We start from the raw sequence: 23,096 nt of genomic DNA on the forward strand, positions 1-23,096 counted from the left end.
GCACATGAACCAGCAGGGTATTGATATTCTTCCGGTTGAATGGGTTAAAGAAGTCATTAATATTGTAGCTGAACGGTTAGTTGTGGTGGATCGTAAAGGCATCATTCGATATATGGATTCAGCCTACTGTGACTTCCTGAATATAACCCCGATGGATGCTATAGGTAAACACGTAGATCAAGTTATAGAAAATACACGGATGCATATTGTTGCCAATACCGGCATTCCTGAATTATCGTCTGTGCAGCCTATTAAAGGCAGTGAAATGATTGCTAATCGTTATCCCTTATACGTAAACAATGAACTGGTCGGTGCGGCAGGTACGGTTATATTCCGAAACCCGCAGGAGTGGCTGGATTATTCAAGCAAAATTCAGCCTCTGCTGGATGAACTTCAGTATTATAAACGAAAGTTTGAAAAAGAGCATAAAAGTAAATATCGTTTCAGCGACCTTGCCGGAAATAACCCGCGTTTTGTAGAAGCTAAACAGCTTGCCGAAAGAGGGTCTCACAGCCAGTCCTCCATTCTGCTTATTGGAGAATCAGGCACCGGCAAAGAATTATTTGCCCACAGCATCCACCAGAACAGCACCCGGGCACATTATCCCTTCATTCGTGTTAATTGTGCCTCTATACCTGAAAATTTGTTAGAATCGGAGCTGTTCGGGTATGACGAAGGAGCCTTTACCGGAGCTAAAAGAGGCGGCAAAAAAGGGAAATTTGAACTTGGGCATATGGGAACTGTCTTTCTGGACGAAATTGGAGATATGCCTCTTCTCATGCAAAGCAAGCTCTTGAGGGTTCTTCAGGAAAAGGAAATCGAGAGAGTTGGCGGCCAGAGCCCCAAAGCAGTAGATGTCCGTATTATCGCTGCAACACACAGAAATCTGGAAGAGATGGTTCATGAAGGTAAATTCAGGCAGGATTTATATTACCGTCTAAATGTACTAAAGGTAGAAATCCCCCCTCTTAGAGAAAGAAGAGAAGATATTCTGCCTATTGCATACATTCTTCTGAAAAAACTTGAGAAAAAGTTTAACAGACAAGGCATATATTTATCTAATTCAGCAGAAATTACTCTCGAAAAGCATTCCTGGCCAGGAAATATCCGAGAACTGGAGAATGTTCTGGAAAGAGCTATTAATGTATTAGATGGACGGGAAATATGCTTAGAACACCTGCCTTTATACCTGCGCGACCTGGAAGAGGCAGAAGCTGGCTATCCCCCATCCCTTTCCGATAAGCTAGATCAGGAGAAGTCTATACAGCCCCTCAAGGAAATAATGGCTGCTGTAGAAAAGGCTGCCCTTGCAAAGGCTATTAAACTTGCTGATGGGAATAAACAAAAAGCCGCAAAAATGCTCGGCATCGGCAAAACGAGTTTTTATGATAAATGCAAGCTTTATAATATAAACTAGGCAGCCTGCTTCATAAAAAAGCCGCTTATGAAATCATTCATAAGCGGCCTCCTCTTTTCTTTCTATAAATCAAGATTTTCCTTCATAATCATTTCACACAATTGAATAGGCAGCGAGGGATCAAAGAGACTCAGATGCTTTATGTTGTTCTTTTCACTCTTTTCCTCACCTTCCGCTTCCTCCCAATATACGGCTGCTTTTATATTGGTAAGATCATTCAGCAAAGTCAGATCTTCTCTGTTTTTAAGCAGAACAATCTTCGGAAAATTTTCATACTTATATCCTTCTATTAGAATAATGTCCGGCTTGAAGAAAGAAATAAAACGAATTTGCTGATCCAAATCAAATTCTGCGATATTGGCAAGTAATTGAATATGGCCCTGTCCTTCTGCAAGGGAAGCTACAGCACCTGCCTGTATATATTGCTCAGAGTCCTTTTGATTTTCTCGTACGGTCAAAGAGCCGCCATGTCCATGGTGCTTTAAAACAGCAGCCTTTACATTTCTCTCTTTTAAAGCTGTGATTATACTGGATAAAAGAGTCGTTTTTCCCGAATTTTGATATCCGCAGATCTGAAAGATACCGGTCATTGGTTTTCCCAAGGTGCTTTACTGCCTTCAAAATCCTCCAGAAGCAATATTTCTACTTCATCGCCTTTTTGATATCCCCGTGTGCCTGAGGGCAAAATAATTAGAACGCCCGCTCCCGCGAGGCTCATCACGACACTGGATTTATCTAGGCCGGACGGCTCGGCTCTAAGCCTTCCCTCTTCGAATGATAAGCTGCCTCTAATTAGACGGGTAAAAGGATTTGCTTTTGGAAAATCTACCTTCAGCCATGCTTTTTCTTTTCGCAGATGCGGCTTTTCAGAAAACAGCTTTGTCCGGATCACCGGCCGTACAAAAAGCTCAAATCCTACATAACAAGCGGAAGGATTTCCGGAAAGACCGTAAAGAATTTTATGGTTCAGCCTTGCCACTGTTGTGACACTTCCCGGCCGCATTGCCACCTTATTAAATAGCACGTCTGCTTCAAGTCTCTTATATATATCTGGCATAATATCGTAATCGCCAACAGAGACTCCCCCTGTGGTGATTAAAATATCCACTTCGGTTAGAGCCTGTTTTATGGCCGCATAGCATATTTCAATGTCATCAGGAAGCTGGCCGTAATACTTTGCCTCCGCACCTGCTCTTGCAGCCTGTGCCTCAATCATAGGTGCATTGCTGTTTCTAATTTTCCCAGGGGCGAGCTCCTCTGATACTTCAAGCAGCTCTGTTCCGGTCGCAAAGAGGCCGATCATCGGCTTCTTTGCGACTTTCACTTCATGATAGCCGAAGGTCGCCAATACAGCTATCACACCCGGATTAATTATGGTTCCTTTCTTAACCAGCAAATCTCCTTTTTTTGCATCTTCACCTTGAAAAGAGATGTTGTCCCCGCTATTCTGTTTTCTTTTTATAGATAGATAATCTTTATTATTTTTTTCGTATGTTTTAACAAGCTCTAACATGATGACCGTGTCTGCCCCTTCAGGGAGCAGAGCTCCGGTCATGATACGCGCGGCCTGAAAAGGTCCTACTTCTTTTTCTGCAACCATCCCTGCCGCTAAACTTTCAATCACTTCAAATTCCACAGAGTTTCCTGATTCTGCAAGTCTGGTATCTTCCGCCCGAAGAGCAAATCCGTCATATGGAGATCGGTTAAAATGAGGCACATCATGATTTGCCTTAATATCTTCGGCCAGAAATCTATTAATGCTTTCCTTTAATGGAACAATTTCCGTCTCTCGATCAACTTTAATATCCATAATTTTTGCAACTGCTTCATATATGGGTAAAGGTTTGCGTTTTTCAAGCATGGCTGACTCTCCCGGGTATAAAAATATTTAACCGCCAATATAAGACATTTCAATTTTAGCTTTTTTGTCCTTATTCGGTTCATTCCGTTCATCTGAATATCTGTCTCTCCGATTGTTCCAGATTGATGTAATTTGATTAATTACTTCCTCGTCGTCGGCCTGAGATCTCAGATATTCTTTTAAATTAAATCCTGAACTGCTGAATAAGCAGGTATAAAACTGGCCATTCGCTGAGAGACGCGCCCTTGTGCATGTAGAGCAAAAAGACTCTGAAACAGATGTAATAAAGCCAATTTCCGGATCTTCATCCGTGTAGCGGTACCTTTTAGCCACCTCGCCGTAATAGTCGGATTCTACCGGTTCAATGGAATATCTGCTGCTAATTATTTGGATGATTTCTTTTTTAGAAATAACATGATCCAATTTCCATCCATTTGTATTTCCTACGTCCATAAACTCTATAAACCTTAAGGTTAGATTTTCATTTTTGCAGAATTCCGCCATGGGAAGGATCTGGCTGTCATTCATGCCTTTTTTGACAACCATATTGATTTTAACTTCAAGGCCGCTTTCCTTTGCAGCTTGAATGCCTTGAAGTACTGGTTTAATGCCAATGCTTCTGCCTGTTATCTCTTTAAAGAGGGCATCATCTATACTGTCAAGGCTTATATTAACACGCTGCAGACCTGAATCCCTTAGGTCTCGTGCATATTTTTTCAAATAAATTCCATTTGTAGTTAAGGCGATATCGTTGATCCCATTTATATGAGAAAGCTGCTTGATAAGCAGGGGCAAATTTCTTCTTAGAAGGGGTTCTCCGCCAGTCAGACGGATTTTTTCCACACCAAGATCAGCAAAAAGCCGGGCTGATCGTTCAATTTCCTCAAAAGATAATAGTTCTTCGCCAGGGAGAAATTTATAGCTGTCACCGAATATATCGGCCGGCATGCAATACTGGCATCTAAGATTGCAGCGGTCAATTACTGAAATCCGCAAATCTCTCAGCGGTCTTTTCAAAGCATCATACACTTGTCTGATCTCTGACACAATATCCCCTCCTCCCACGTATTGTACCATTTTATTGCTTTGGACGATTATTAAGAGCTATTTACGAAAGCAGATGCAGCTGTTCAAAAAAACACCCCGCGAAGACTCTTGCGGGATGCTTGCTGCACTAAATAAGTTGAGACATTCGAAAGTTTATCTGATGCCAAGAGCAATCTTTGCATAGCGGGACATCATATCTTTGTTCCAAACCGGAGTCCATACGATGTTAACTTCTGTATTTTTCACTTCAGGTATATCCTCTAAAGCCGTCTTTACCTGGTCTACAATAGTGCCTGCAAGCGGACAACCCATCGATGTCAGTGTCATGGTTACGGTAGTTTCTCCATTTTCATCCATATCCACGTCATATACCAAACCTAGGTTGACAATGTCTACTCCTATTTCCGGATCAATGACCTGCTCTAATGCTCCCATTATATTATCTTTTAAATCCTGATCCATCATCAATCTCTCCTTATTTCACAATAGTATATGTTTCTATATCCAAAAAGCGGTTTCTTCATTCCAAATTCTTAAGAATTGATTTAAAGCTGCTTGGCGAACCATTCCTGTGTTTTTAACAGCCCTTCTCTGCTTACCTTATGAGAAGCGTCTTTATCGAGTAAGAAAGCTATCTTATGACTAGCATTTCCATATTCTGCCGACATTGATTCATAGAAATTATAGGCGTCCTGATAGGGAACCACAGTATCCTTTTCACCGTGCCACAGAAAAATGGGTCTTCCAGCAAGTTTTTCCCTATTCAGTGTAAGATCATATGAGGCAAGGACTGAATAAAGTTGATCCAATTCTTCATTAGAAAGCGGTATGTCAATATGGGAATTCTTAAGGTTTTCAATCTGCCGCTTAGCATAGCTAACGTAGGCAGGATTCCCCATAAGGCTCACACCCGCTTTAATCCAAGCGTACTGAGAAAGTGCCCCATATGTAATGATGCCGCCCATAGAGGTGCCCGCCACCCCAATTCTGGAGGTGTCAATCAACTCTGCATTTTCATAAAAGTCCTTTAAAACCTCAATCTCTTTTATTGTCTTGATTACTATATCCCAGAAGGATAGCATAAGCTTATTTTCAGAAAGGTTTATTTCCCTTTCACCATGGTAAAGTGCATCAGGAAGCACAACTCGAAAACCCTTTTCTGCCAGAAGATAAGCATAATGTAAATTATGTTCTTTGGCGCTTGTTATGCCGTGTATAAAAAGTATAAACGGCAGCTTTTCTTTCCTTTTTTCCTGTTTAACAATATGTAATACGGGAATATGGTGTATACTTTCTTTACTAATACTTATCAAGATGGCTGCCTCCTGCTTTGCTTCATGAACTGTTTTTACACTGCTATTAATACCATACATTATTTATCAAACAATGGAAAAAGATTTAACTTTGGCTTAAAATCCTTTTTACAAAGCCATGTTAATATAGTTAATAATCATGTACAGAAAAGGGAGATTTTATGAAGGAACAGCATTTAATTGTATTGGACCTGGATGGAACACTATTAAAAGATGATAAAACCATATCAGACCGCTCAAAAAAAGTTCTGAATCAGCTCATGAATCAGGGGCATCAAGTGATGATTGCCACTGGGCGCCCCTTCCGCTCAAGCGAAAGATACTATCATGAAGCTGGGCTGAATACACCAATTGTTAACTTCAATGGTGCATTCGTCCACCACCCGCTTCATACCAGCTGGGGAAGTTTTCACTCTCCTCTTGACATTAAGGTAGCAAAGGATATCGTTGAAGCTCTTAGCGGCTTTACATTCCATAACATTATTGCGGAAGTACGTGATGATGTGTACTACCATTATCATGATGAAAAGCTGATGGATATTTTCAGCATGGGCAATCCCCGTGTGACAACAGGCGATTTAAGGAATTTTCTTACAGAACCGCCGACCAGTATGCTAATCCATACAGAGGAAGAACATGTTCCGTTAATAAGAGAGCATTTACAGGATGTTCATGCAGAGGTAGTTGAGCATAGAAGATGGGCAGATCCATTTCATGTGATTGAAATTGTAAAAAAGGGATTAAATAAAGCAGTTGGAATAGAACGTGTTGCTAAATCCTTAAATATTCCGCAGGAGCGGATTATAGCATTCGGTGATGAAGATAATGACCTTGAAATGATTGAATATGCGGGCTGCGGTGTGGCTATGGGAAATGGAATTGGCGGGCTAAAAAGCATTGCTGATGTAGTAACACTATCAAACGAAGAAGACGGTATTGCTGTTTTCCTTGAAGAATATTTTAAAGAAAAAACAGCCTGACCCAGACTCCCTTTTACGGGGAGTCTTTTTTTGGTCTGCTGCATTCCCTAACTAGCTTGGAAACTAATCCTTCTGAACACGTCTATTAGCCAAAAATTACCCGAATTAATAGTATTCATTATAGTTAAAGCTAATAAATGACACAGACCTGTGTCAATACAGTGGATGCGGAGGTGTTTCGATTGGGTAAAGGATCTCGACGTTTTGTTCAGCATAGTAAAGATGTTGTAACTCAGCACAGCCTTAAAATACCTTATCGGATGACGTATGCAGAAGCAGAAGCAAGAAAATTAGAACGCAGTAATGTGTTAAAGGAGGGCGGGTTATAATGAGCAAACTCTCCCGCCAGATGGTAAGTCTCTATTTCTGCCGTTATCACGAAATCCTCTGCATATTTAAGCCTATTCCATCCTTAGCCGGCTATTATCTGCTGGCAGCTGAAGCAGCCACTGTTTGATGAATAGAAAAAAGCTGGCAGAGCACCTGCCAGCTTTTTCTAATCCTTTCTGAACTGTCCCAGTATCCCGACAGTCTCCACAATGTTCGTGAAAGATGACGGATCTACTTCATTTATAACCTTTTCCAAATCGTATAATTCATACCGTGTGATCACAATCATAATCATATTTTTGTCTTCATTTGTAAACGCACCCCTTGCAGGAACAAGAGTAAGCCCCCTTACAAACTTTTGATAAATAGCATTCTTCATTTCGTCTGATTTTTTTGTAATAATCATTACGGTTAGTTTTTCATATTTTGTATGAATGGCATCTACAACCCTGGTGGAGGCATATAATGCAACTAAAGTATACAAGGCCTTTTCCCATCCATATACATATCCTGCAGTCAGAATAATTAAGGCATTTAAACTGAACAGATAGGTGCCGATCGGCTTGTCCTTCATTCGGGATAGAATCATGGCTACAATATCAAGTCCGCCTGTCGAAGCTCCGTATTTAAGAGTAAAACCAATACCGACAGCAGCAATTACTCCGCCAAAAACAGCGTTAAGCAATATATCCGGGGAAACGGCCATAACCGGAATGGTTTCCAAAAAAATAGTGCTAAAGCCAACGCTCAGCAGACTATAAAAGGTAAATAGTTTCCCAACCTTTCTCCAGGCAAGTATGGCTACTGGAATGTTTAACAATAAAAGTAGAATACCGGTTGAAATTTGAAAAGGAGCAAAACTCCCTAACAGGTTGGAAAGCAGCTGAGCAAGCCCGGTAAACCCGCTGGCATAAACCTTGGCCGGAATTAAAAATAAATTCATGGAAATTGCATTCAGCAATGCTCCCAGAATGACGACTATTATTTTTTTTGTTTCTGCATAAACCATTATGTATGTCCCCCATCTCTATGATGCCAATATTATTGAATTGCCCGTTACTGCTAAATCCTATTCTGAAGGATTGTAATTTCCCTGAAGTATAGATACACTAAAATATACAAAGAGCACAATTAGAAAGAAGGTGTGAGTAATGTCGGTACACATTTTAGCCGATAGTGCCTCAGATTTGCCCTTATCTTTTTTTGAAGAATACAACGTAACATTTATTCCATTAAAAGTCCACCTTGACGGTAAAGATTATGATGATCTTCGAGGCATCACCCCCGATGAAGTCTATTCAGCCATGAAGGAAGGAAAATCGCCGAAAACTTCTCAGCCATCCGTAGAGCATGTGATCCAGATATTTTCCGAGTTCGGGTCAGCAAAAAAAACAGGTATTTATTTAGCTTTTTCTTCCGAACTTTCCGGTACCTATCAAACAGCTGTAATGGCTTTAAGCCAGGTTAAGGAAGAATACCCCGAACTGGACATCGAGATTATCGATACAAAATGTGCGTCATTAGGTTATGGACAGATCGTAAGGCAAGCCGTTGACCAAGCTTCAAAAGGCGCCGCTAAAGAGGCTATTATAAAAGATGCCATTTTCCGCAGTCAACATATGGAGCACTTATTTACAGTAGATAACCTTGAATATCTGGCCCGCGGGGGAAGAATATCAAAAGCATCGGCTTTTATAGGAGGCCTTCTTAATATAAAGCCCCTCCTCAACGTCGAAGACGGCAAGCTGATCCCGCTGGAAAAAATCCGGGGCAAGAAAAAGCTTTTTAAACGGGTGATTGAAATTATGGGGGAACGCGGTGAAAGCCTAGCCGAACAGTCTATTGCCATCAGTCACGCGGATGACGAGGAAACTGCCCAAGAATGGAAAAAGGCAATCATAGACGAATATGGCGTCAAGGAAGTTTATATTAATTCCATCGGTGCTTCTATTGGAGCACATGTCGGCCCTGGCACCCTGGCCCTTTTCTTTTTAAATGAACTCCCTGCTTCCGAGAGTTAAGATTAGTACATAAGGTCATTAACCAGAACAAATTTTTTATTAGAACCAACGCACTTATATGATACTAAAATTAGGCGGCTGACAAGGGTCAGGCCGCCTTTTGAATGTTGGCGGACTCCTTTTATTTCTTCAGCCCTCCCGCATAGGAATTTAATTTCCTGTCTGCTATAATGAAAAAAAAACAGAGCATATGGAGGTTCAATATGTCAAAAGAAAGTTCATTCGATATTGTTTCAAAGGTAGATTTTCCAGAAGTAACAAACGCTGTAACAGCGGCTATGAAAGAAATTAAAACCCGTTATGATTTTAAAGGCAGCAAAAGTGATATCACTCTGGACAAAGAAGAACTTGTGCTGGTTTCTGATGATGAATTCAAATTAGATCAGTTAAAAGATGTTTTGATTAGTAAGCTAGCCAAGAGGCAGGTACCCATCAAGAACCTGGACTATGGTAAAATCGAGGGAGCCTCAGGCGGTACAGTCAGGCAAAGGGCTAAGCTGATCCAGGGCATCGATAAAGAAAACGCCAAAAAAATCAACACGATCATTAAAAACAGCGGTTTAAAGGTTAAAAGCCAGATCCAGGAAGATCAAATCCGGGTTACCGGCAAGAACAGAGACGACCTGCAAGGCATTATTTCAGCCATTAGAGGTGCAGACCTTCCAATCGACGTTCAATTTTTAAATTACCGATAAATTAGTTTATGAAGAGGCATTTACATATGGCCTCTTCTTTTTTTGCGCTGGTTTCGTATTGTAGACCATGATTATTGGCCTAAGCATCAGACTGTCCTGGTTCTCTGTACAAGCCTCACGAGTCATTCCTTCAGCCGCTCCTTCTAAATTCCTGTATATGTGATACTATCTCGCGGCAGTATAAATAATTTTTAATAGTGCTTCTTGCATATATCAAGGCATGGCTTGCTTCAACATGAAAACACAGTCCTTTGTATAATTTTTCCATGTTTTCTTCTGCTCTACAAAGGAAAGAAAATTATAGAATACAAAACTTGGAGGGATAGAATTGAGCCAAAATCAAAATCAAGGCTTTCCGCCTCAGCAGCAGGATATGAGACAGGAAACTGAAACCAAAATGACACCACGACCAGACTCTGTGGATTCATCTTATAAAGGATCAGGTAAATTACAAGGCAAGACGGCCATAATTACGGGTGGCGACAGTGGAATCGGTAAGTCTGCAGCCATCTATTTTGCAAAAGAAGGTGCAAACGTTGTTATTGCGCACTTAGAGGAAAATGCCGATGCCAAAGAAACACGCAGCCTCATTGAGCAGGAAGGCGTTAAATGCTTATTTATTACAGGAGATATAGGAGAGGAAGAGCATTGTCAGAGTGTTGTGCAGCAGACAATCGACGAATTCGGAAGCCTAGACATTCTCGTTAACAATGCTGCAGAGCAGCACCCGCAGGAGAGTATTCTTGACATCACGAAGGATCAAATGGAGCGCACGTTCAAAACCAATATCTTCGGGATGTTCCACCTGACAAAAGCTGCACTCCCCCACATGAAAAAGGGAGCCAGCATCATCAATACCGCATCCATTACAGCTTATGAGGGCCATCCAAAGCTGATTGATTACTCCTCAACAAAAGGAGCGATCGTTTCTTTCACAAGAGCTCTCTCCAACTCCATTGTTAAAGATGGAATCCGGGTTAATGCGGTAGCACCAGGGCCAATCTGGACTCCATTAATTCCATCCACTTTTAGCGAAGAAGAAGTGGAAAAATTCGGCCAGAACACGCCAATGGGCAGAGCCGGGCAGCCCGAAGAACTTGCCCCTGCTTATGTTTTCCTGGCTAGTGATGACTCATCTTATATAAGCGGCCAGGTTATTCATATCAACGGCGGCAAAGTGGTTAACGGCTAAATCAGTAAGGCCATCGTTATGGTGGCCTTTTTTTTATGGGTGTTGGAGCAGAAATAGAGACTGCGTGCAGACTCAATAAATACACGCAACTAATGGCAGTTGCTAGCACATTACAAGGGATTACATGCAGCTTACGGATGTGGGAGCATATGTGATGTTTCGAGCAAAGATCGGCGGCTGGGATCACCTTTTTGCGAGGAAAAATAAGAGAATGCGAGCAGCTTGCGGGTTTTGCGAGCAGTCTCGGTGTATGCGAGCAAAATTGCAGAAAGTCGAGCAACTTTTTGAATTTGCGAGCAAAAATAAGAGAATGCGAGCAGCTTGCGGGTTTTGCGAGCAGACCAGGTGGATGCGAGCAAAAATTGCAGGCGGTCGAGCAGCTTTTTGAATGTGCGAGCAAAAATAAGAGCATGCGAGCCGCTATAGGACTTTGCGAGCAGTCGAGATGCTTGCGAGCAAAGATGCAACCACTGAAAAAATCCCTTTTATTCTATGAGGCTATACAGACCCAACTATGCGGCTGTATAAAAATACGATCTTTTTAACTATTAAAGAATAAATATCCGCGTATATCCCTATCCATAATAGTAAAACAAAGCATATATAGGCATATTCCTAGAAGATAAGCATAACTTCCTAAACTAAATCCAAAATCACAAAACTTAAGCATACATCTCTCTAACTTAAGCGTAGAACCTTTATTCTCAAGCATAACCTTCAAAAACTTAAGCATAAATCTTATATTTCCAAGCGTTCATAAACCTAAGCATACTTTCCAATTCTACTATGATGATAAAGCATATAACATTTACCTACTTTCCCTCAGCCCCGCAGATCAAAAGCCATAAATCCCGTCCAAAGTGTATTAAAAATAACCCCCAGCATAAAAAAAGGGACCCTCATCAAAATGAATGAGAATCCATCAAGTTATCTTTTAATTATTTATTATATAAATCCGTGTTTCATAAGGTTTTAATCGAACTGTCTTTGGCAATTCCTTCTCTGCCTCTTGGTAGTTAGTTAATAGGAGTTCTGATGGCTTCTCTGTTAAATTAGGAAAGCTTACATTGGATTCTATTTCACTAAAGCTGCAGATTACGAGTACAGTCTGGTTATCAAGATTGCGCGTATATGCATATACGGATGGATGGTTTTCTAGAACCAGCTGATAGTCCCCATATATTAGAGCTTCATGCTCCTTGCGGATGGTTATCATTTTTTTATAGAAGTGATAAATGGAATCAGGATCTTCTTTTTGGGCTTGAACGTTGATGTCAGTATAATTTGGATTAACTTTCATCCATGGAGTTCCTGTAGAGAAACCGCTGTTCTTTTCTGTGTTCCATTGCATCGGCGTACGAGAGTTATCCCGGCCTTTCTGCCAGATTATGTCCATGATTTCATCATGCGGCCGTCCTTTGGCAGTTTCAATTTGATAGTAGTTTTTCATACCCACATCATCATAATCATCTATTGAGCCGAATTGAACGTTAGTCATGCCTATTTCCTGTCCCTGATAGATGAACGGCGTCCCAGACATCAGGAAATAGCAGGCTCCCAGCATTTTTGCGCTCTCTTTCCAATATTCCTGGTCATTGCCCCAGGTTGAAACACTTCGCGGCTGGTCATGGTTTTCGAAGAATAAGGCGTTCCAGCCTGTTTGATATAATCCTTGCTGCCACTTTGTTAATGTTTCCTTAAGCTGGCGGACGTCCACGCTGTTATTTGTTCCTTTGTCCCAAAGGCCAAGATGTTCAAATTGGAAAATCATATTGAATGTGCCGTTTTCCTCGCCAACCCACTCATCAGCCTGGTCAATTCTTACACCATTTGCTTCGCCGACGGTCATAATATCATATTTAGAGAATGTCTCGTTCTTGAGCTCTTCCAGATATTCATGAATGCCTTCCTGATTGGTGTGCATGTCGAACGAAGAAACATATAACAGGGCTTCCGGGTTTGGCAAATCCGGAAGGCCGGTCCGCTTGTTAATGTGGCTGATCGCATCAACCCGGAATCCATCGATCCCTTTATCAAGCCACCAGTTTACCATGTTATATAGTGCTCTGCGCACTTCACTGTTTTCCCAGTTGAAATCCGGCTGCTTTTTATCAAATAAGTGAAGGTAATATTGGTTTGTTTTTTCATCCAGCTCCCAGGCACTTCCTGAAAAAATGCTTTCCCAGTTATTTGGTTCCTTCCCATCTTTTCCGTCTCTCCATATATACCAATCTCTCTTAGGGTTATCTATTGATGAACGGGATTCGATAAACCATGGATGCTCGTCGCTGGAATGGTTGATAACGAGGTCAAGAATGACTTTCATACCGCGGGCATGCACTTCTTCAAGCAGCTCATCAAAATCAGACATCGTTCCAAACTCATCCATGATGTCCTGATAGTCGCTGATATCATAGCCGTTATCTGCGTTAGGGGATTTAAAAATAGGGCAGATCCATAATATATCTATCCCTAGCTCTTTTAAGTAATCCAGCTTAGAAATAATTCCCTGGATATCTCCAATGCCATCCCCATTGCTGTCCATGAAGCTGCGCGGATAAATTTGATATGCCGCTGCTTCTTTCCACCAAATTTTTTTCATTTCCCATATCCCCCGTTACCTATGCTTATTAAGCATTTATGATATTTACTTGTTCTTTTTTCTTGACCTTTTAACCAATAAGAAGACAAAACCAATAAATGCTGCATATACGGTTCCCATCAAAAGCAAATATGGAATATTCAGCCCCGTTTTATCTGCCAGGGCATAAATCTCTGTTTTTTCGCGGTCTAAAATAATTTTATACGTATCCCCCTTGCTTCTTACAAGGTCCCCTTCCAGCAAACCGCGAAGTTCTTTATTCTTGTCCAAATCCTCTTTGTTTAAAACAATTGTTCTAGATTTTGAGGAGTTATTAATCGCAACTACGAAGGTGTCTTTTTTATATTGGCGCTTATAAACTGCCATACCGCCTTTATCGTATAAGACTTCCATCGTTCCTCTAGTGAGGACTTTATATTTATTTCTTAATTCTCCGAGTTTAGTGAGGTAATCAATAATCTCTTTTTCTGCTTTAAATCCCATTAAACGCCGGTTATCTGGGTCATTTCCGCCATTCAGCGCAATCTCCGAGCCATAATAGACGATTGGAATGCCTGGAGCAGTATATAAATAGGAAAGAGCAAGTTTCCATCTTGTGCCGGGATTTTGTTTATTTCGTACAATTTCACTTGTGAACCGCGGCATATCGTGATTATCCATGAAGGTTCCAAGCAGCTCGGGTTGCTTAAAGTTTTCTTTATTTCTTTTTATTGAAAGAAACGCACCTGTTAAGCTTCGATCGCTTGAAGCGAATATTTTTCTCAGATATTCGTTTTGGGGAAAATCTACAAATCCATCAATACCCGACTCCTGGTATCTAGCAATTTTGCCAGGGTCATTTTCCCATACTTCACCTAACAAATAGAAATTTTTCTTTTCGGATTTGACTGCTTTGGAAAAATCAGCCCAGAAATCGGCTGGAACATGTCTGACTGTGTCCAGACGGTATCCATCTATGTTTGTTTCCTTAATCCACCATTTAGCCGCTTCAAGGAGGTATTTTCGTGTTTCAGGATTTTCCTGATTTAAGTCAGGCAGATCATATAGCCAGTTATTTTCTACTTCGCTTTGATTATTCCAATTTTGTATAGGTTTTTGGTCATGAAACCAATCCTTTTTAGAAGGATCTTTCACCCAAGGATGTTTGGGTCCCGTATGGTTTACAACAAAATCCAAAATAACCTTCATATCACGCTTATGAGCTTCCTTGACTAACTTCTTGAATTCTTTCATCGTCCCAAAGTGTTCTTCTGTTTTATAAAAGTCTCGAATCCAGTAGCCATGATACCCTTTTTCATCATTGTCAAAAACCGGTGTAAGCCAGATAGACGTAAAGCCCATATCCTTTATGTAATCAAGTTCCTGGATAATTCCGGTAAAATCACCGCCATTATAGGACTTAGGATCTTTAACATTTACCTTATAATCATTTTGGGTGTCCCCGTTTTTAAAACGGTCCACCATTAGAAAATATATATTTTCATCCCGCCATTCCCGCGATTCTGGTTTAGTTTCCTCCGCTGCAGCCGGAATCGTATAAATCAGCATGAATGGCAGCATAAGTATGGCAAATAGTTTGCTTTTCATTTCAAATCTCCCCTCAATCTTCTTAACCTCTATTAGAGTAGCCTGTATACGGCAATGCCGTCAATCCGTATAGTGATATAAATCATTTCGCATAAATCCTTCCGGCTAAATTATTCATTTATCTTTCATTCATTTCATGAAAGCGATTGCGCAAACTATTAATCTTATTATACTCTCCGCCTCATTTTTTACAACAATTCCAAAAAATAAGTCTTCTAAATATTGGTGAATTTGAACGAATATTAGCATTTTGATAACTTTGTATAAGAATAACGTTTGCATAACTATATGTTAGATTGCTGGTGTACTATTCAAGTTAGTCTGCCTGGTCGGGCTAATCACAAGGAGACTTTAATCCTGAATATGGAAGAAAAAGGGTTTTTCAAAGCAGCATTCCAGCTGATCCATCTTCTGTCCCTACAAAAAAGTCTGAAGGCGCAGCCCGCTAAAATTCATAAATATAATTACTATTAGAAAGCCGGTGCACTCCGCGCACCGGCTTGTTTCTTATGATTCTACGATTTGTATTCCATATTCTTCAAACCATAAATCAAACTGTACCAGGTAAGCTAACAGCTGGGGTCCAGTCATCAATTGTCCGAACCAAGGAACTTTAAATGCGGATCCACCGGTATTTAAAATTTGCTGAAGTTTATTTCCGTTGAACAGTTCGTGAAGGACAGATTCTTTATTTGCCAGCTTCTTTTTCAAAAGCTTCTGGACCCTATGTGTATAAACCGGGTTATGAGTCTTTGGATATGGACTCTTTTTTCTGTATAATACTTCTTCAGGCAGTGTTCCCTCCAGTGCTTTCCTTAAGATCCCTTTTTCCCGGTTACCTGCCATTTTCATTTCCCACGGTATGTTCCATACATATTCTACTAATCTATGATCTGCGAAGGGTACCCTAACTTCCAGGCTTGCCCCCATACTCATCCGGTCCTTGCGGTCTAGCAGTGTTGTCATAAACCAGATAATATTCAAATAGAATAGCTCACGCCTTTTAGCAGCTGCACCGGATTCTCCCTCCAGCACCGGAACTTCTGATATTGTTTCCTTATATTTCTGATCCACATAGCTCTCTAGGGCAAGCTTTTCCTGCCAGTGAGTTTTTAACAGTGAGTTCCTTTCTTTCAAAGAACGCATCCATGGGAAACTGCCGCTGTCTAAATCCTCTGTGCGGTGAAACCATGGATAGCCTCCGAAGATTTCATCCGCACACTCACCTGATAAACTAACAACAAAATCATTTTTGATCTCTTTACAAAACCATAGGAGTGAAGAATCAACATCTGCCATCCCCGGCATATCCCTCACTCTTACAGCATCTGCTAAATAATCGGACAGCGCATCCTGTGAAATTACATAGCTGTGATGCTGGGTGTTAAAGGCTTCCGACATCCGCCTGATCCAGGGGACGTCTGAATTTGGCTGAAAAGCATTAGCCCGAAAATATTTGTCATTATCTTCATAGTCAATGGAATAAGTATGGAGCTGGCCGAGTCCCTTTTCTTCCATATGCTTAGCTGCGATGGCAGTAATCGCGCTTGAATCTAAGCCCCCTGAAAGAAAGGTACAAAGCGGTACATCCGATACAAGCTGCCTTGTTACGGCATCCCTTAGTAAAAAGCCCACAGTATCAGCGGTTTCATTCAAGTTCCCCTTGTGCTCGCTGCTTTTAACATTCCAGTATCTCCAGATTTTCAATCCGTCTCTGGAAAGGGTCAGAGCATGGGCAGGCCGGAGTTCCTCTATCCCTTTAAATACTCCTGATCCCGGCGATCTGGACGGTCCGAGGCCAAATACCTCCGCCAGGCCTTCTCTGTCTATTTCTGCTTTTACACTCGGATGAGCAAGCAGGGCTTTAATTTCAGAAGCAAATAAGAACCCGCCATCTTTTTCTGCAAAAAAAAGCGGCTTCACCCCTAAACGGTCTCGCCCAATGAATAGTTTTTCCTCTTTTTCATCCCAGACAGCAAAAGAAAATATGCCATTAAAAAATTCCACGCATTTTTCTTTCCATTCCATATAGGAGGCAAGCAATACTTCTGTATCAGAATGCCCTTTAAAGGAATATCCTTTTATTAGGAGTTCTTTTCTTAAATCTTCTGTGTTATACAGTTCACCATTGTAGCAGAGGGTATAACGATTGTGATCTTCTTCCTTAGTCATTGGCTGCTTACCGCCAGTTGGATCAACGACAATAAGCCTTTTATGGCCAAAGGTGGCATGGGGCTCCGACCAAATATTTGTTTCGTCTGGACCGCGCCTTTGCAGGGTGTTCGTCATCTTTTCCACAATGGCTTTTTCATTTGTAAGATTTCTTTGATAATGGACCCATCCCGTTATTCCACACATATGTTCATCTTCCTTTCCTGCACAGCTTGTAGATACAGCTGCATGCAGCCAATTAATTTAGAGATAAGCTTTTTCTGGTCTGGTTCCTAACTTTTAGCGAGTTGAAGTTTCACTGCCTGCATAGGTATTAAGCTTACATCCTGAAATATTTAGGCCTTCCATTACAGATAACATAGACTATGCAAAACAGATTAGATGGTTAATTGTCCCGACCCAGAAAAAATATACAGTTATAATTTAAGATGATTTTGTCTAAAAAGTAGGTGAGGCATCCATTTTGGAGGTAGACCATGAACAAACAGCACCGTTCTAAACTCGTATCCATACAATCCAGAGCCTTCACAGAAGGTGTAGTAGAATTTATCAATCAGCAATGGGTTTTTTTTGATGATGAAACGGATGAAGCAGCTTCTCTTGACGACTTTCTTCACCACGACATCGAAATTTTCAGAGGCAACAGATGGAGAAAAGGAATTCTTGAAGATAATGGTGTGATTAAACTAAGCAAAGACACCACTTATTTATATGATGAGGAAAAGGTTCGTATTAGAAAAAATATCCTTTATTCATTTGAACGATTATTGGATGAACTTAATGATGATGCTTTCTTTCAATTTATAACGACCCTCAATTCTTTAGATTTTTCGATTTACGATTGTATTTATAGTTATAATCAGCTGACTTTTCTTAAGGAGAAAAAATTGCAATCTGGAGTAAACTTTTTTATTTTTGATAATGGGGAAGGAATTTGTTCTGTTCAGCATCATTTTCGCTATTTAAAACATGAACATGACCGTTTTGAGTTCACGATCAATACCGGAAAACGAATTGTTATTGAAAAGCTCCATTCAAATCCTGCGCAGTAATAAGGGGAACCTAATCGGGAGTGTTGGAACTTGTTTCTCTTTGGAAGGGCAGCTGCTCAGTCATGCGGATGGGGCAATATTAGCTCCTATGCGCAATTTAGTTTTGTTGGTCATCGCGTTCTCAGTTTGGAAAGTACGGTTTGGAGACCCCCCAGCGGGCTCGCAAACAAATAGTGAAGTTTGGGCGTTCAATTTCAAGTTTCAGTCACGCTTTTTTGCGTACTCTTTACGTGTTTTGGATACTCCACACACTATTTCGAGGTTCAGATACTTTGGTCTTTGTCCAAGAACCGTCATTTTCAGTTCGAGATTCCCCTCTTGCTGCTCTATGCGCGATTGTGAGTACCTTATGCTCGATTCCGGAATTTAAGTGGGATTATTATTGCTTTATGCGCGATTTTTTAATTTAGTGCGCGATTCCATCATCAGCCTGATGCCCATGTAAAGCAGAGAGTTTGGCCACCCGGCTTTAGTGCGGAAACGCGGTTCTTCGATCCTCATCCCGGCTCTTTGAAGCTGCTCAAGTTAATTCCATATCATTTTGGGGATCACAGGTCCGGGCTGAATGATTCGGTGTGTAAACACAGATTCTAGACAAAATGCTGGTACGGGTCGCATACACTTCCACCCAGCCGATTAACATTCTAAGTCCACTCAGACCAAAAGGCAATAGCTGTCCCGTAATGACGGGCCGGCTATTGCCTTTTTTTATTTTACGATGTTCGTAAGTGTACCTATTCCTTCAATGCTTATTTCCATCGTATCTCCTGATTTGAGATACTTTGGCGGTTGAAATCCCTTTCCGACCCCTGCTGGAGTTCCGGTTGCAATAATATCGCCTGCTTCAAGCGTCATCCCCTTAGAAATAGTTGAGATGATATCCTCTATACTGAAGATAAAGCGGCTGGTATTTGACTTCTGGCGGACTTCCCCATTTATTTTTGTTTCTATATCTAAATTGGAGGGGTCTGGGACTGCTGAATGATGGACAATATAAGGACCCATCGGACAGGAGCCATCCAGGCTCTTTCCGAGTAAAAATTGTTTATGCTTGGCTTGCAGGTCTCTTGCCGTAACATCATTAATAATTGTATATCCAAAAATATATTCTAATGCAGAATGAGCCTCAATGTCTTTTCCGGTTTTTCCGATGATAACGGCGAGCTCTCCTTCATAATCGAGAGAGTCTGTTACGCCCTCATGGTTCGGTACATACTCTCCCGCACCAATGACTGTGGTCGGCGTTTTTGAGAACAGCATAACATGCTCGGGGATATCTGCTTCGCTTCCCATTTCGATTGCATGCTCTGCATAATTTTTGCCAACACAAAAGATATTTTTATTCGGCCGGGGGATAGGAGCAAGTAATTCTGCATGGTCAAAGCTTATGTAAAATAAATTGGGATTTTCAGCTGAATTCACAGCTTCCTGTACATTTACGACTGCATCCGTAAATTCCTCACCCATTCTAATACAGTCCAGCATGCTTGAAGTGTTTAATTTTTTATTCAAAAGCTGTTCAGCAGCCTGGCCAATATGCAGGTATTGTTTATTCTGATCATCAGCCACAACTGCCATCTGCTCATTGTTATGCAATATGGTTGCTAATTTCATATGATCTGCCCCTTATCACTTTAGATTTTGAAGGAATGTTTCGATTTCTTTTCTGTTTTTTAATATAAAAATATTCTTTTCCGTAAAGCCCGCTAAGTTTTCCCTGATTTTAGGTGCTCTCTGTTTTTTATAGCTGGCTACCCAGCTTATAAATTCCCAATCCAGTTTTTCTGGACAGTCCTCAGCCATATCTGGTCTGGTTTTTCCATGGTATTTAATTCGCCGGCTAATCACTCCGTATAAACACTGCAGAGTTGGAAAATCGAGAAATATAACCGTGTCTGCTTCCTTTATTCTCATGTCCATCGTACTGCCAAAATTTCCGTCCATGATCCAGGAATCACGAGCTATTATATTCTGGATAACCCCTGTCCACTCAGCCCGGGGAGTCGCAATCCATCCTTTTTTCCAGAAGTAAGCATCGAGATGATACACTGGTATATTCAGCTGCTCGGCTAATCTTTTTGCAAGAGTTGATTTGCCGGCACCGCCGCAGCCAATAATCATGATTTTCTTCATCCACGATCACCTTCTTTACGTTTCCTTATAGAAGGGCGTTCTCCATACGAACACATCCGCCATACATATTCAACCGGCCCCATCCTGAAATGCCGAAGCCATAAGAAGCTCAAGCAGATCTGCAGGATAAAAATACCCAGCGCCAGCAGTGTGCCCCCGGCGAACGAGATGCTGCCATATAACCCTAAGCCATAGGAATAAAAAAGAAAGGTACATAGAATGGACTGAAACAAATAATTGCTTAAGGAAAGCCTGCCCACAAAAGAAAATGGGCGAAGCAGACGCATGGCCTTTTTGTTTTCAAGAAGTAATGCCATTCCTGTAATATATCCTATGGATACGAGAGGGCCCCCCAGATTGTCCTGCAGGAAAAGATAAAAATAGGTATAGTCCGCATAATAAGGAAGGAGTTTTATGGCAAAACCTGAGAATATGGAAGCCATAAAAACACGCTTTAGAACTTTTTTATGTATGGCTGGCTCGCTCAGATACTTTAATTTAGCAAATCCTGCTCCAATTAAAAACAGCGGGAATATAGATAAAAAAAGAATAATAGAATACCCGGGATTGTTCACCTTATACCATTCCTTGAATCGTTCGCTGGTAATTTCAGAAAATGACCCATTCTGGTAGATTTCCATGGACTGCTGAAGCAGCGGTACATTATTCTGCGGTGCACTCATCTCTCCATCTGCAGCAGATCCGGCAATGTATAAGAGCGAAATGGCTCCGGTAAATAACAGGGTCATTACCATTCCGGTACCTATAAGTTTCTTTCCGCTTTTCTTATAAAAAAGTAAAAATACAAAGCCAAAAACAGCGTAGTTTAAAAGAATATCACCGTGCCAGATTAGAAACGCATGGACTCCGCCCATGAAGAGCAAAATGAGAAGCCTTCTTGAGAATACGGAGGGATAAGAAAGTCCTTTTTGTGAAGTTCTTTCCGATATGATGACCGCACCAAATCCAAATAGAAATGCAAAGAGCGGGTAAAAACTGGCCTGGGCCAGAATATCTATGCCTATATATATCATTCGATCCAATTCCCCTCGCCACCAGACTAAAGGATCTTGGACAGTCGGGGAATGAAAATAAGGCATGTTAACAAGGAATATTCCCAATATTGAGAATCCTCTCAATATATCTATAGATATAATTCTGTCTTTCTCATGTATCCCAGACATTTTGAAAGCCAATCACTCCCTTCTATTATTATCTTAAACTAATCTTTATTCCAAATGAATACCTTTATTTACTCACTAATCGGAACAATCGCCTTCCCCATTATCACATACCCATTCAATGGGCATAGGATAGAATAGATATTTTTATAAAGGACTGAACATTTATGCCTGCCATTGTAGGAGCTGTACAAGTAATTTCAATTGGAGACAGCGGCGTTTTTAACATAGGCGACGTATATAAAATTGCTCCTTTTTCTTTTTCTAAAACCTTCGCTGGTGCCGGCTCTTTTAATACAGGTGACAGGATTTCGGTTAATAACCAGGTAAGCAGCACCAATACGTATGATGCGGATGGAGCGGATCAGCCTATTTTCGCGAATATTTAATCCGTGCGTCAAATAATTGCTTAAGAGGAGTTGAGAGTATGGGAGTGACCTTCAATATTCAGCAGACCATTCAAATTAACATGATTCGGATTGATGGGATTAGCAACTCTTCCGTGTTCCAAATAGGAAGTGCCGGCATTATTAAACCCTCTTCTTCATTATCTAACACGGGAGGCTTTACAGAGCCCGCTCCTGAAGCCATTCCAGTAGTCCCTTTCACAACAGCCAGATCTATTAATAATTAGGCAATCACCCATTTTGCGCTGTCACATATCATATAGGAAAACAGCATGACGCTCCCTTTTAGAACTGAGGGAAAATGAGGTGGATAAAAATGAACGCAGATTATCACACTTACTTTTGCCAGCTCCAAAGCTATCTTGAGTTTCAGGACAAAAGAATAAAAGACCTCGAAGCTGCTGTTCATACGCTTTCTACTGAATTACGGCAGCTAAAAGAAAAGCCTGCAGTCAATGTTGAACGGATTGAATACAGATTTGACCAATTGAAAGTTGAAAGGCTTGATGGCACACTTAATATCGGCTTAAATCCGCAGGAGCTGCAGAATATTGATGAATTTGCTGTCAATTCTGAACCTGTACACATACCTTATGTTTTCCCGCAGCGGGATCAGGTTATAGAACATATTTGCCGTACTCTCCAAACCTATATGAATACCGAACTCGCAGAAAATCTGGCTAGGGCGGGAGCAGATTCACCCAGTATAGACCCTTCTTATTTAAACTTTATAAAAGAGGATATCAGTTCGCAGCTTCCTCAAAAAATTATCTACTATTTAGACTCAGTTCCAGTTAACGAACGTACTCCTGAAGAGCTTTCAGTCCAGATAGAAAACATTACCGAAAAATTGAAGGTCGACCTTTCACAGGCGTTCTTTACATTTTTAAATTCTGCACCAAAACAGCAATAGGGGGACAGCCAAATGATTTTTAATGTTGTAAATAAAGATATTTGTGTAGGAAGCATTAAAGTGAGAGCTATCGCAAGTTCTTCTCTGCTTTTAGTTGGAGATACCAAAAGTATCCAGCTTTCTTCCGCTTTTGATACCCCTCCTGAATCGTTAATTGTTGGTCCTTTAGTGCCGTTTGTGCCAAAAGGATAAT

The 23,096-nt window shown here is 40.9% G+C and carries 24 protein-coding genes; 12 read left to right on the forward strand and 12 right to left on the reverse strand.

The genetic code is table 11. The features are described from left to right. The first annotated feature begins 4 nt into the window (after positions 1-4). On the forward strand, positions 5-1,417 hold the full coding sequence (locus JOC77_RS16460; protein ID WP_204545375.1) for a sigma-54 interaction domain-containing protein: 1,413 nt from the start codon (positions 5-7) through the stop codon (positions 1,415-1,417). 62 nt (positions 1,418-1,479) lie between these two features. Here the strand turns inward: JOC77_RS16460 and mobB are convergent, their stop codons facing one another. The 5 genes from mobB to JOC77_RS16485 all read right to left on the reverse strand — a co-directional run bounded on the left by mobB (position 1,480) and on the right by JOC77_RS16485 (position 5,638). Further along, the gene (gene mobB / locus JOC77_RS16465) at positions 1,480-2,019 is read right to left on the reverse strand and encodes a molybdopterin-guanine dinucleotide biosynthesis protein B (RefSeq protein ID WP_204545377.1); all 540 of its coding nucleotides are present in this window, start codon (positions 2,017-2,019) and stop codon (positions 1,480-1,482) included. Further along, on the reverse strand, positions 2,004-3,278 hold the full coding sequence (locus tag JOC77_RS16470; RefSeq protein ID WP_204545380.1) for a molybdopterin molybdotransferase MoeA: 1,275 nt from the start codon (positions 3,276-3,278) through the stop codon (positions 2,004-2,006). The genes mobB and JOC77_RS16470 overlap by 16 nt, the downstream gene beginning before the upstream one ends. Positions 3,279-3,305: 27 nt before the next feature. After that, positions 3,306-4,355 (reverse strand): GTP 3',8-cyclase MoaA, encoded by a 1,050-nt coding sequence (gene moaA / locus JOC77_RS16475; RefSeq protein ID WP_204545383.1) that lies wholly within the window; start codon positions 4,353-4,355, stop codon positions 3,306-3,308. Between the two features lie 123 nt (positions 4,356-4,478). Then, positions 4,479-4,787 carry a metal-sulfur cluster assembly factor gene (locus JOC77_RS16480; RefSeq protein WP_204545607.1) on the reverse strand — a complete coding sequence of 103 codons (309 nt, stop codon included), beginning with the start codon at positions 4,785-4,787 and terminating at the stop codon, positions 4,479-4,481. 83 nt (positions 4,788-4,870) lie between these two features. Continuing rightward, on the reverse strand, positions 4,871-5,638 hold the full coding sequence (locus tag JOC77_RS16485) for a prolyl oligopeptidase family serine peptidase (protein ID WP_239558840.1): 768 nt from the start codon (positions 5,636-5,638) through the stop codon (positions 4,871-4,873). Between the two features lie 161 nt (positions 5,639-5,799). On the opposite strand from JOC77_RS16485, the gene JOC77_RS16490 reads away from it, so the two are divergent. The 3 genes from JOC77_RS16490 (at position 5,800) to JOC77_RS21640 (ending at position 7,075) form a co-directional block, all read left to right on the forward strand. Next, positions 5,800-6,618, forward strand: a complete 819-nt coding sequence (locus tag JOC77_RS16490) for a Cof-type HAD-IIB family hydrolase (RefSeq protein WP_204545389.1) — start codon at positions 5,800-5,802, stop codon at positions 6,616-6,618. Positions 6,619-6,800: 182 nt separating this feature from the next. Continuing rightward, complete coding sequence (locus JOC77_RS16495) at positions 6,801-6,947, forward strand: hypothetical protein (protein WP_204545392.1); 147 nt, start codon at positions 6,801-6,803, stop codon at positions 6,945-6,947. Beyond that, positions 6,947-7,075 (forward strand): hypothetical protein, encoded by a 129-nt coding sequence (locus JOC77_RS21640; RefSeq protein WP_275585087.1) that lies wholly within the window; start codon positions 6,947-6,949, stop codon positions 7,073-7,075. The genes JOC77_RS16495 and JOC77_RS21640 overlap by 1 nt, the downstream gene beginning before the upstream one ends. A gap of 39 nt (positions 7,076-7,114) precedes the next feature. Here the strand turns inward: JOC77_RS21640 and JOC77_RS16500 are convergent, their stop codons facing one another. Beyond that, positions 7,115-7,957: a YitT family protein gene (locus tag JOC77_RS16500; RefSeq protein WP_204545395.1), complete on the reverse strand. Its 843-nt coding sequence runs from the start codon at positions 7,955-7,957 to the stop codon at positions 7,115-7,117. Positions 7,958-8,099: 142 nt separating this feature from the next. Between JOC77_RS16500 and JOC77_RS16505 the strand changes: the two genes are divergently transcribed. The 3 genes from JOC77_RS16505 to JOC77_RS16515 all read left to right on the forward strand — a co-directional run bounded on the left by JOC77_RS16505 (position 8,100) and on the right by JOC77_RS16515 (position 10,856). Next, a complete protein-coding gene (locus tag JOC77_RS16505) occupies positions 8,100-8,969 on the forward strand; it encodes a DegV family protein (RefSeq protein WP_204545398.1) in 870 nt (289 codons plus the stop codon). 203 nt (positions 8,970-9,172) lie between these two features. After that, the gene (locus JOC77_RS16510; RefSeq protein ID WP_204545401.1) at positions 9,173-9,664 is read left to right on the forward strand and encodes a YajQ family cyclic di-GMP-binding protein; all 492 of its coding nucleotides are present in this window, start codon (positions 9,173-9,175) and stop codon (positions 9,662-9,664) included. Between the two features lie 328 nt (positions 9,665-9,992). Then, positions 9,993-10,856 carry an SDR family oxidoreductase gene (locus tag JOC77_RS16515; protein ID WP_204545403.1) on the forward strand — a complete coding sequence of 288 codons (864 nt, stop codon included), beginning with the start codon at positions 9,993-9,995 and terminating at the stop codon, positions 10,854-10,856. A gap of 934 nt (positions 10,857-11,790) precedes the next feature. On the opposite strand, the gene JOC77_RS16520 is transcribed toward JOC77_RS16515, so the two are convergent. From JOC77_RS16520 to asnB, 3 genes are all read right to left on the reverse strand, one after another. Beyond that, positions 11,791-13,458 carry a glycoside hydrolase family 13 protein gene (locus JOC77_RS16520; RefSeq protein WP_204545405.1) on the reverse strand — a complete coding sequence of 556 codons (1,668 nt, stop codon included), beginning with the start codon at positions 13,456-13,458 and terminating at the stop codon, positions 11,791-11,793. Positions 13,459-13,503: 45 nt separating this feature from the next. Then, on the reverse strand, positions 13,504-15,045 hold the full coding sequence (locus JOC77_RS16525) for an alpha-amylase family glycosyl hydrolase (protein WP_204545407.1): 1,542 nt from the start codon (positions 15,043-15,045) through the stop codon (positions 13,504-13,506). A gap of 507 nt (positions 15,046-15,552) precedes the next feature. Beyond that, positions 15,553-17,403, reverse strand: a complete 1,851-nt coding sequence (gene asnB / locus JOC77_RS16530; RefSeq protein WP_204545409.1) for an asparagine synthase (glutamine-hydrolyzing) — start codon at positions 17,401-17,403, stop codon at positions 15,553-15,555. 290 nt (positions 17,404-17,693) lie between these two features. On the opposite strand from asnB, the gene JOC77_RS16535 reads away from it, so the two are divergent. Continuing rightward, positions 17,694-18,269, forward strand: a complete 576-nt coding sequence (locus JOC77_RS16535) for a DUF2777 domain-containing protein (RefSeq protein ID WP_204545411.1) — start codon at positions 17,694-17,696, stop codon at positions 18,267-18,269. 708 nt (positions 18,270-18,977) lie between these two features. Here JOC77_RS16535 and JOC77_RS16540 read toward each other — a convergent pair. The 3 genes from JOC77_RS16540 to JOC77_RS16550 are packed head-to-tail and all read right to left on the reverse strand — an operon-like array spanning position 18,978 to position 21,436. Continuing rightward, complete coding sequence (locus JOC77_RS16540) at positions 18,978-19,883, reverse strand: fumarylacetoacetate hydrolase family protein (protein WP_204545413.1); 906 nt, start codon at positions 19,881-19,883, stop codon at positions 18,978-18,980. 15 nt (positions 19,884-19,898) lie between these two features. Continuing rightward, positions 19,899-20,402 carry a DNA topology modulation protein gene (locus tag JOC77_RS16545; RefSeq protein ID WP_204545416.1) on the reverse strand — a complete coding sequence of 168 codons (504 nt, stop codon included), beginning with the start codon at positions 20,400-20,402 and terminating at the stop codon, positions 19,899-19,901. Then, positions 20,399-21,436, reverse strand: a complete 1,038-nt coding sequence (locus JOC77_RS16550; protein ID WP_239558847.1) for a DUF418 domain-containing protein — start codon at positions 21,434-21,436, stop codon at positions 20,399-20,401. The genes JOC77_RS16545 and JOC77_RS16550 overlap by 4 nt, the downstream gene beginning before the upstream one ends. A 314-nt stretch (positions 21,437-21,750) precedes the next feature. Between JOC77_RS16550 and JOC77_RS16555 the strand changes: the two genes are divergently transcribed. From JOC77_RS16555 to JOC77_RS16570, 4 genes are all read left to right on the forward strand, one after another. Further along, positions 21,751-21,972, forward strand: coding sequence for a spore germination protein (locus JOC77_RS16555; protein WP_204545422.1), 222 nt, complete (start codon positions 21,751-21,753; stop codon positions 21,970-21,972). 44 nt (positions 21,973-22,016) lie between these two features. Further along, entirely contained in the window at positions 22,017-22,217 is a 201-nt protein-coding gene (locus JOC77_RS16560; RefSeq protein ID WP_204545609.1) for a spore germination protein GerPB, read from the forward strand. Between the two features lie 89 nt (positions 22,218-22,306). Next, positions 22,307-22,903, forward strand: coding sequence for a spore germination protein GerPC (gene gerPC / locus JOC77_RS16565; RefSeq protein ID WP_204545425.1), 597 nt, complete (start codon positions 22,307-22,309; stop codon positions 22,901-22,903). A gap of 12 nt (positions 22,904-22,915) precedes the next feature. After that, positions 22,916-23,095: a spore gernimation protein GerPD gene (locus tag JOC77_RS16570; protein ID WP_204545427.1), complete on the forward strand. Its 180-nt coding sequence runs from the start codon at positions 22,916-22,918 to the stop codon at positions 23,093-23,095. The last annotated feature ends 1 nt before the right edge of the window (position 23,096 follow it).

Source organism: Peribacillus deserti (assembly GCF_016909175.1).
Lineage (GTDB): Bacteria > Bacillota > Bacilli > Bacillales > DSM-1321 > Paraperibacillus > Paraperibacillus deserti.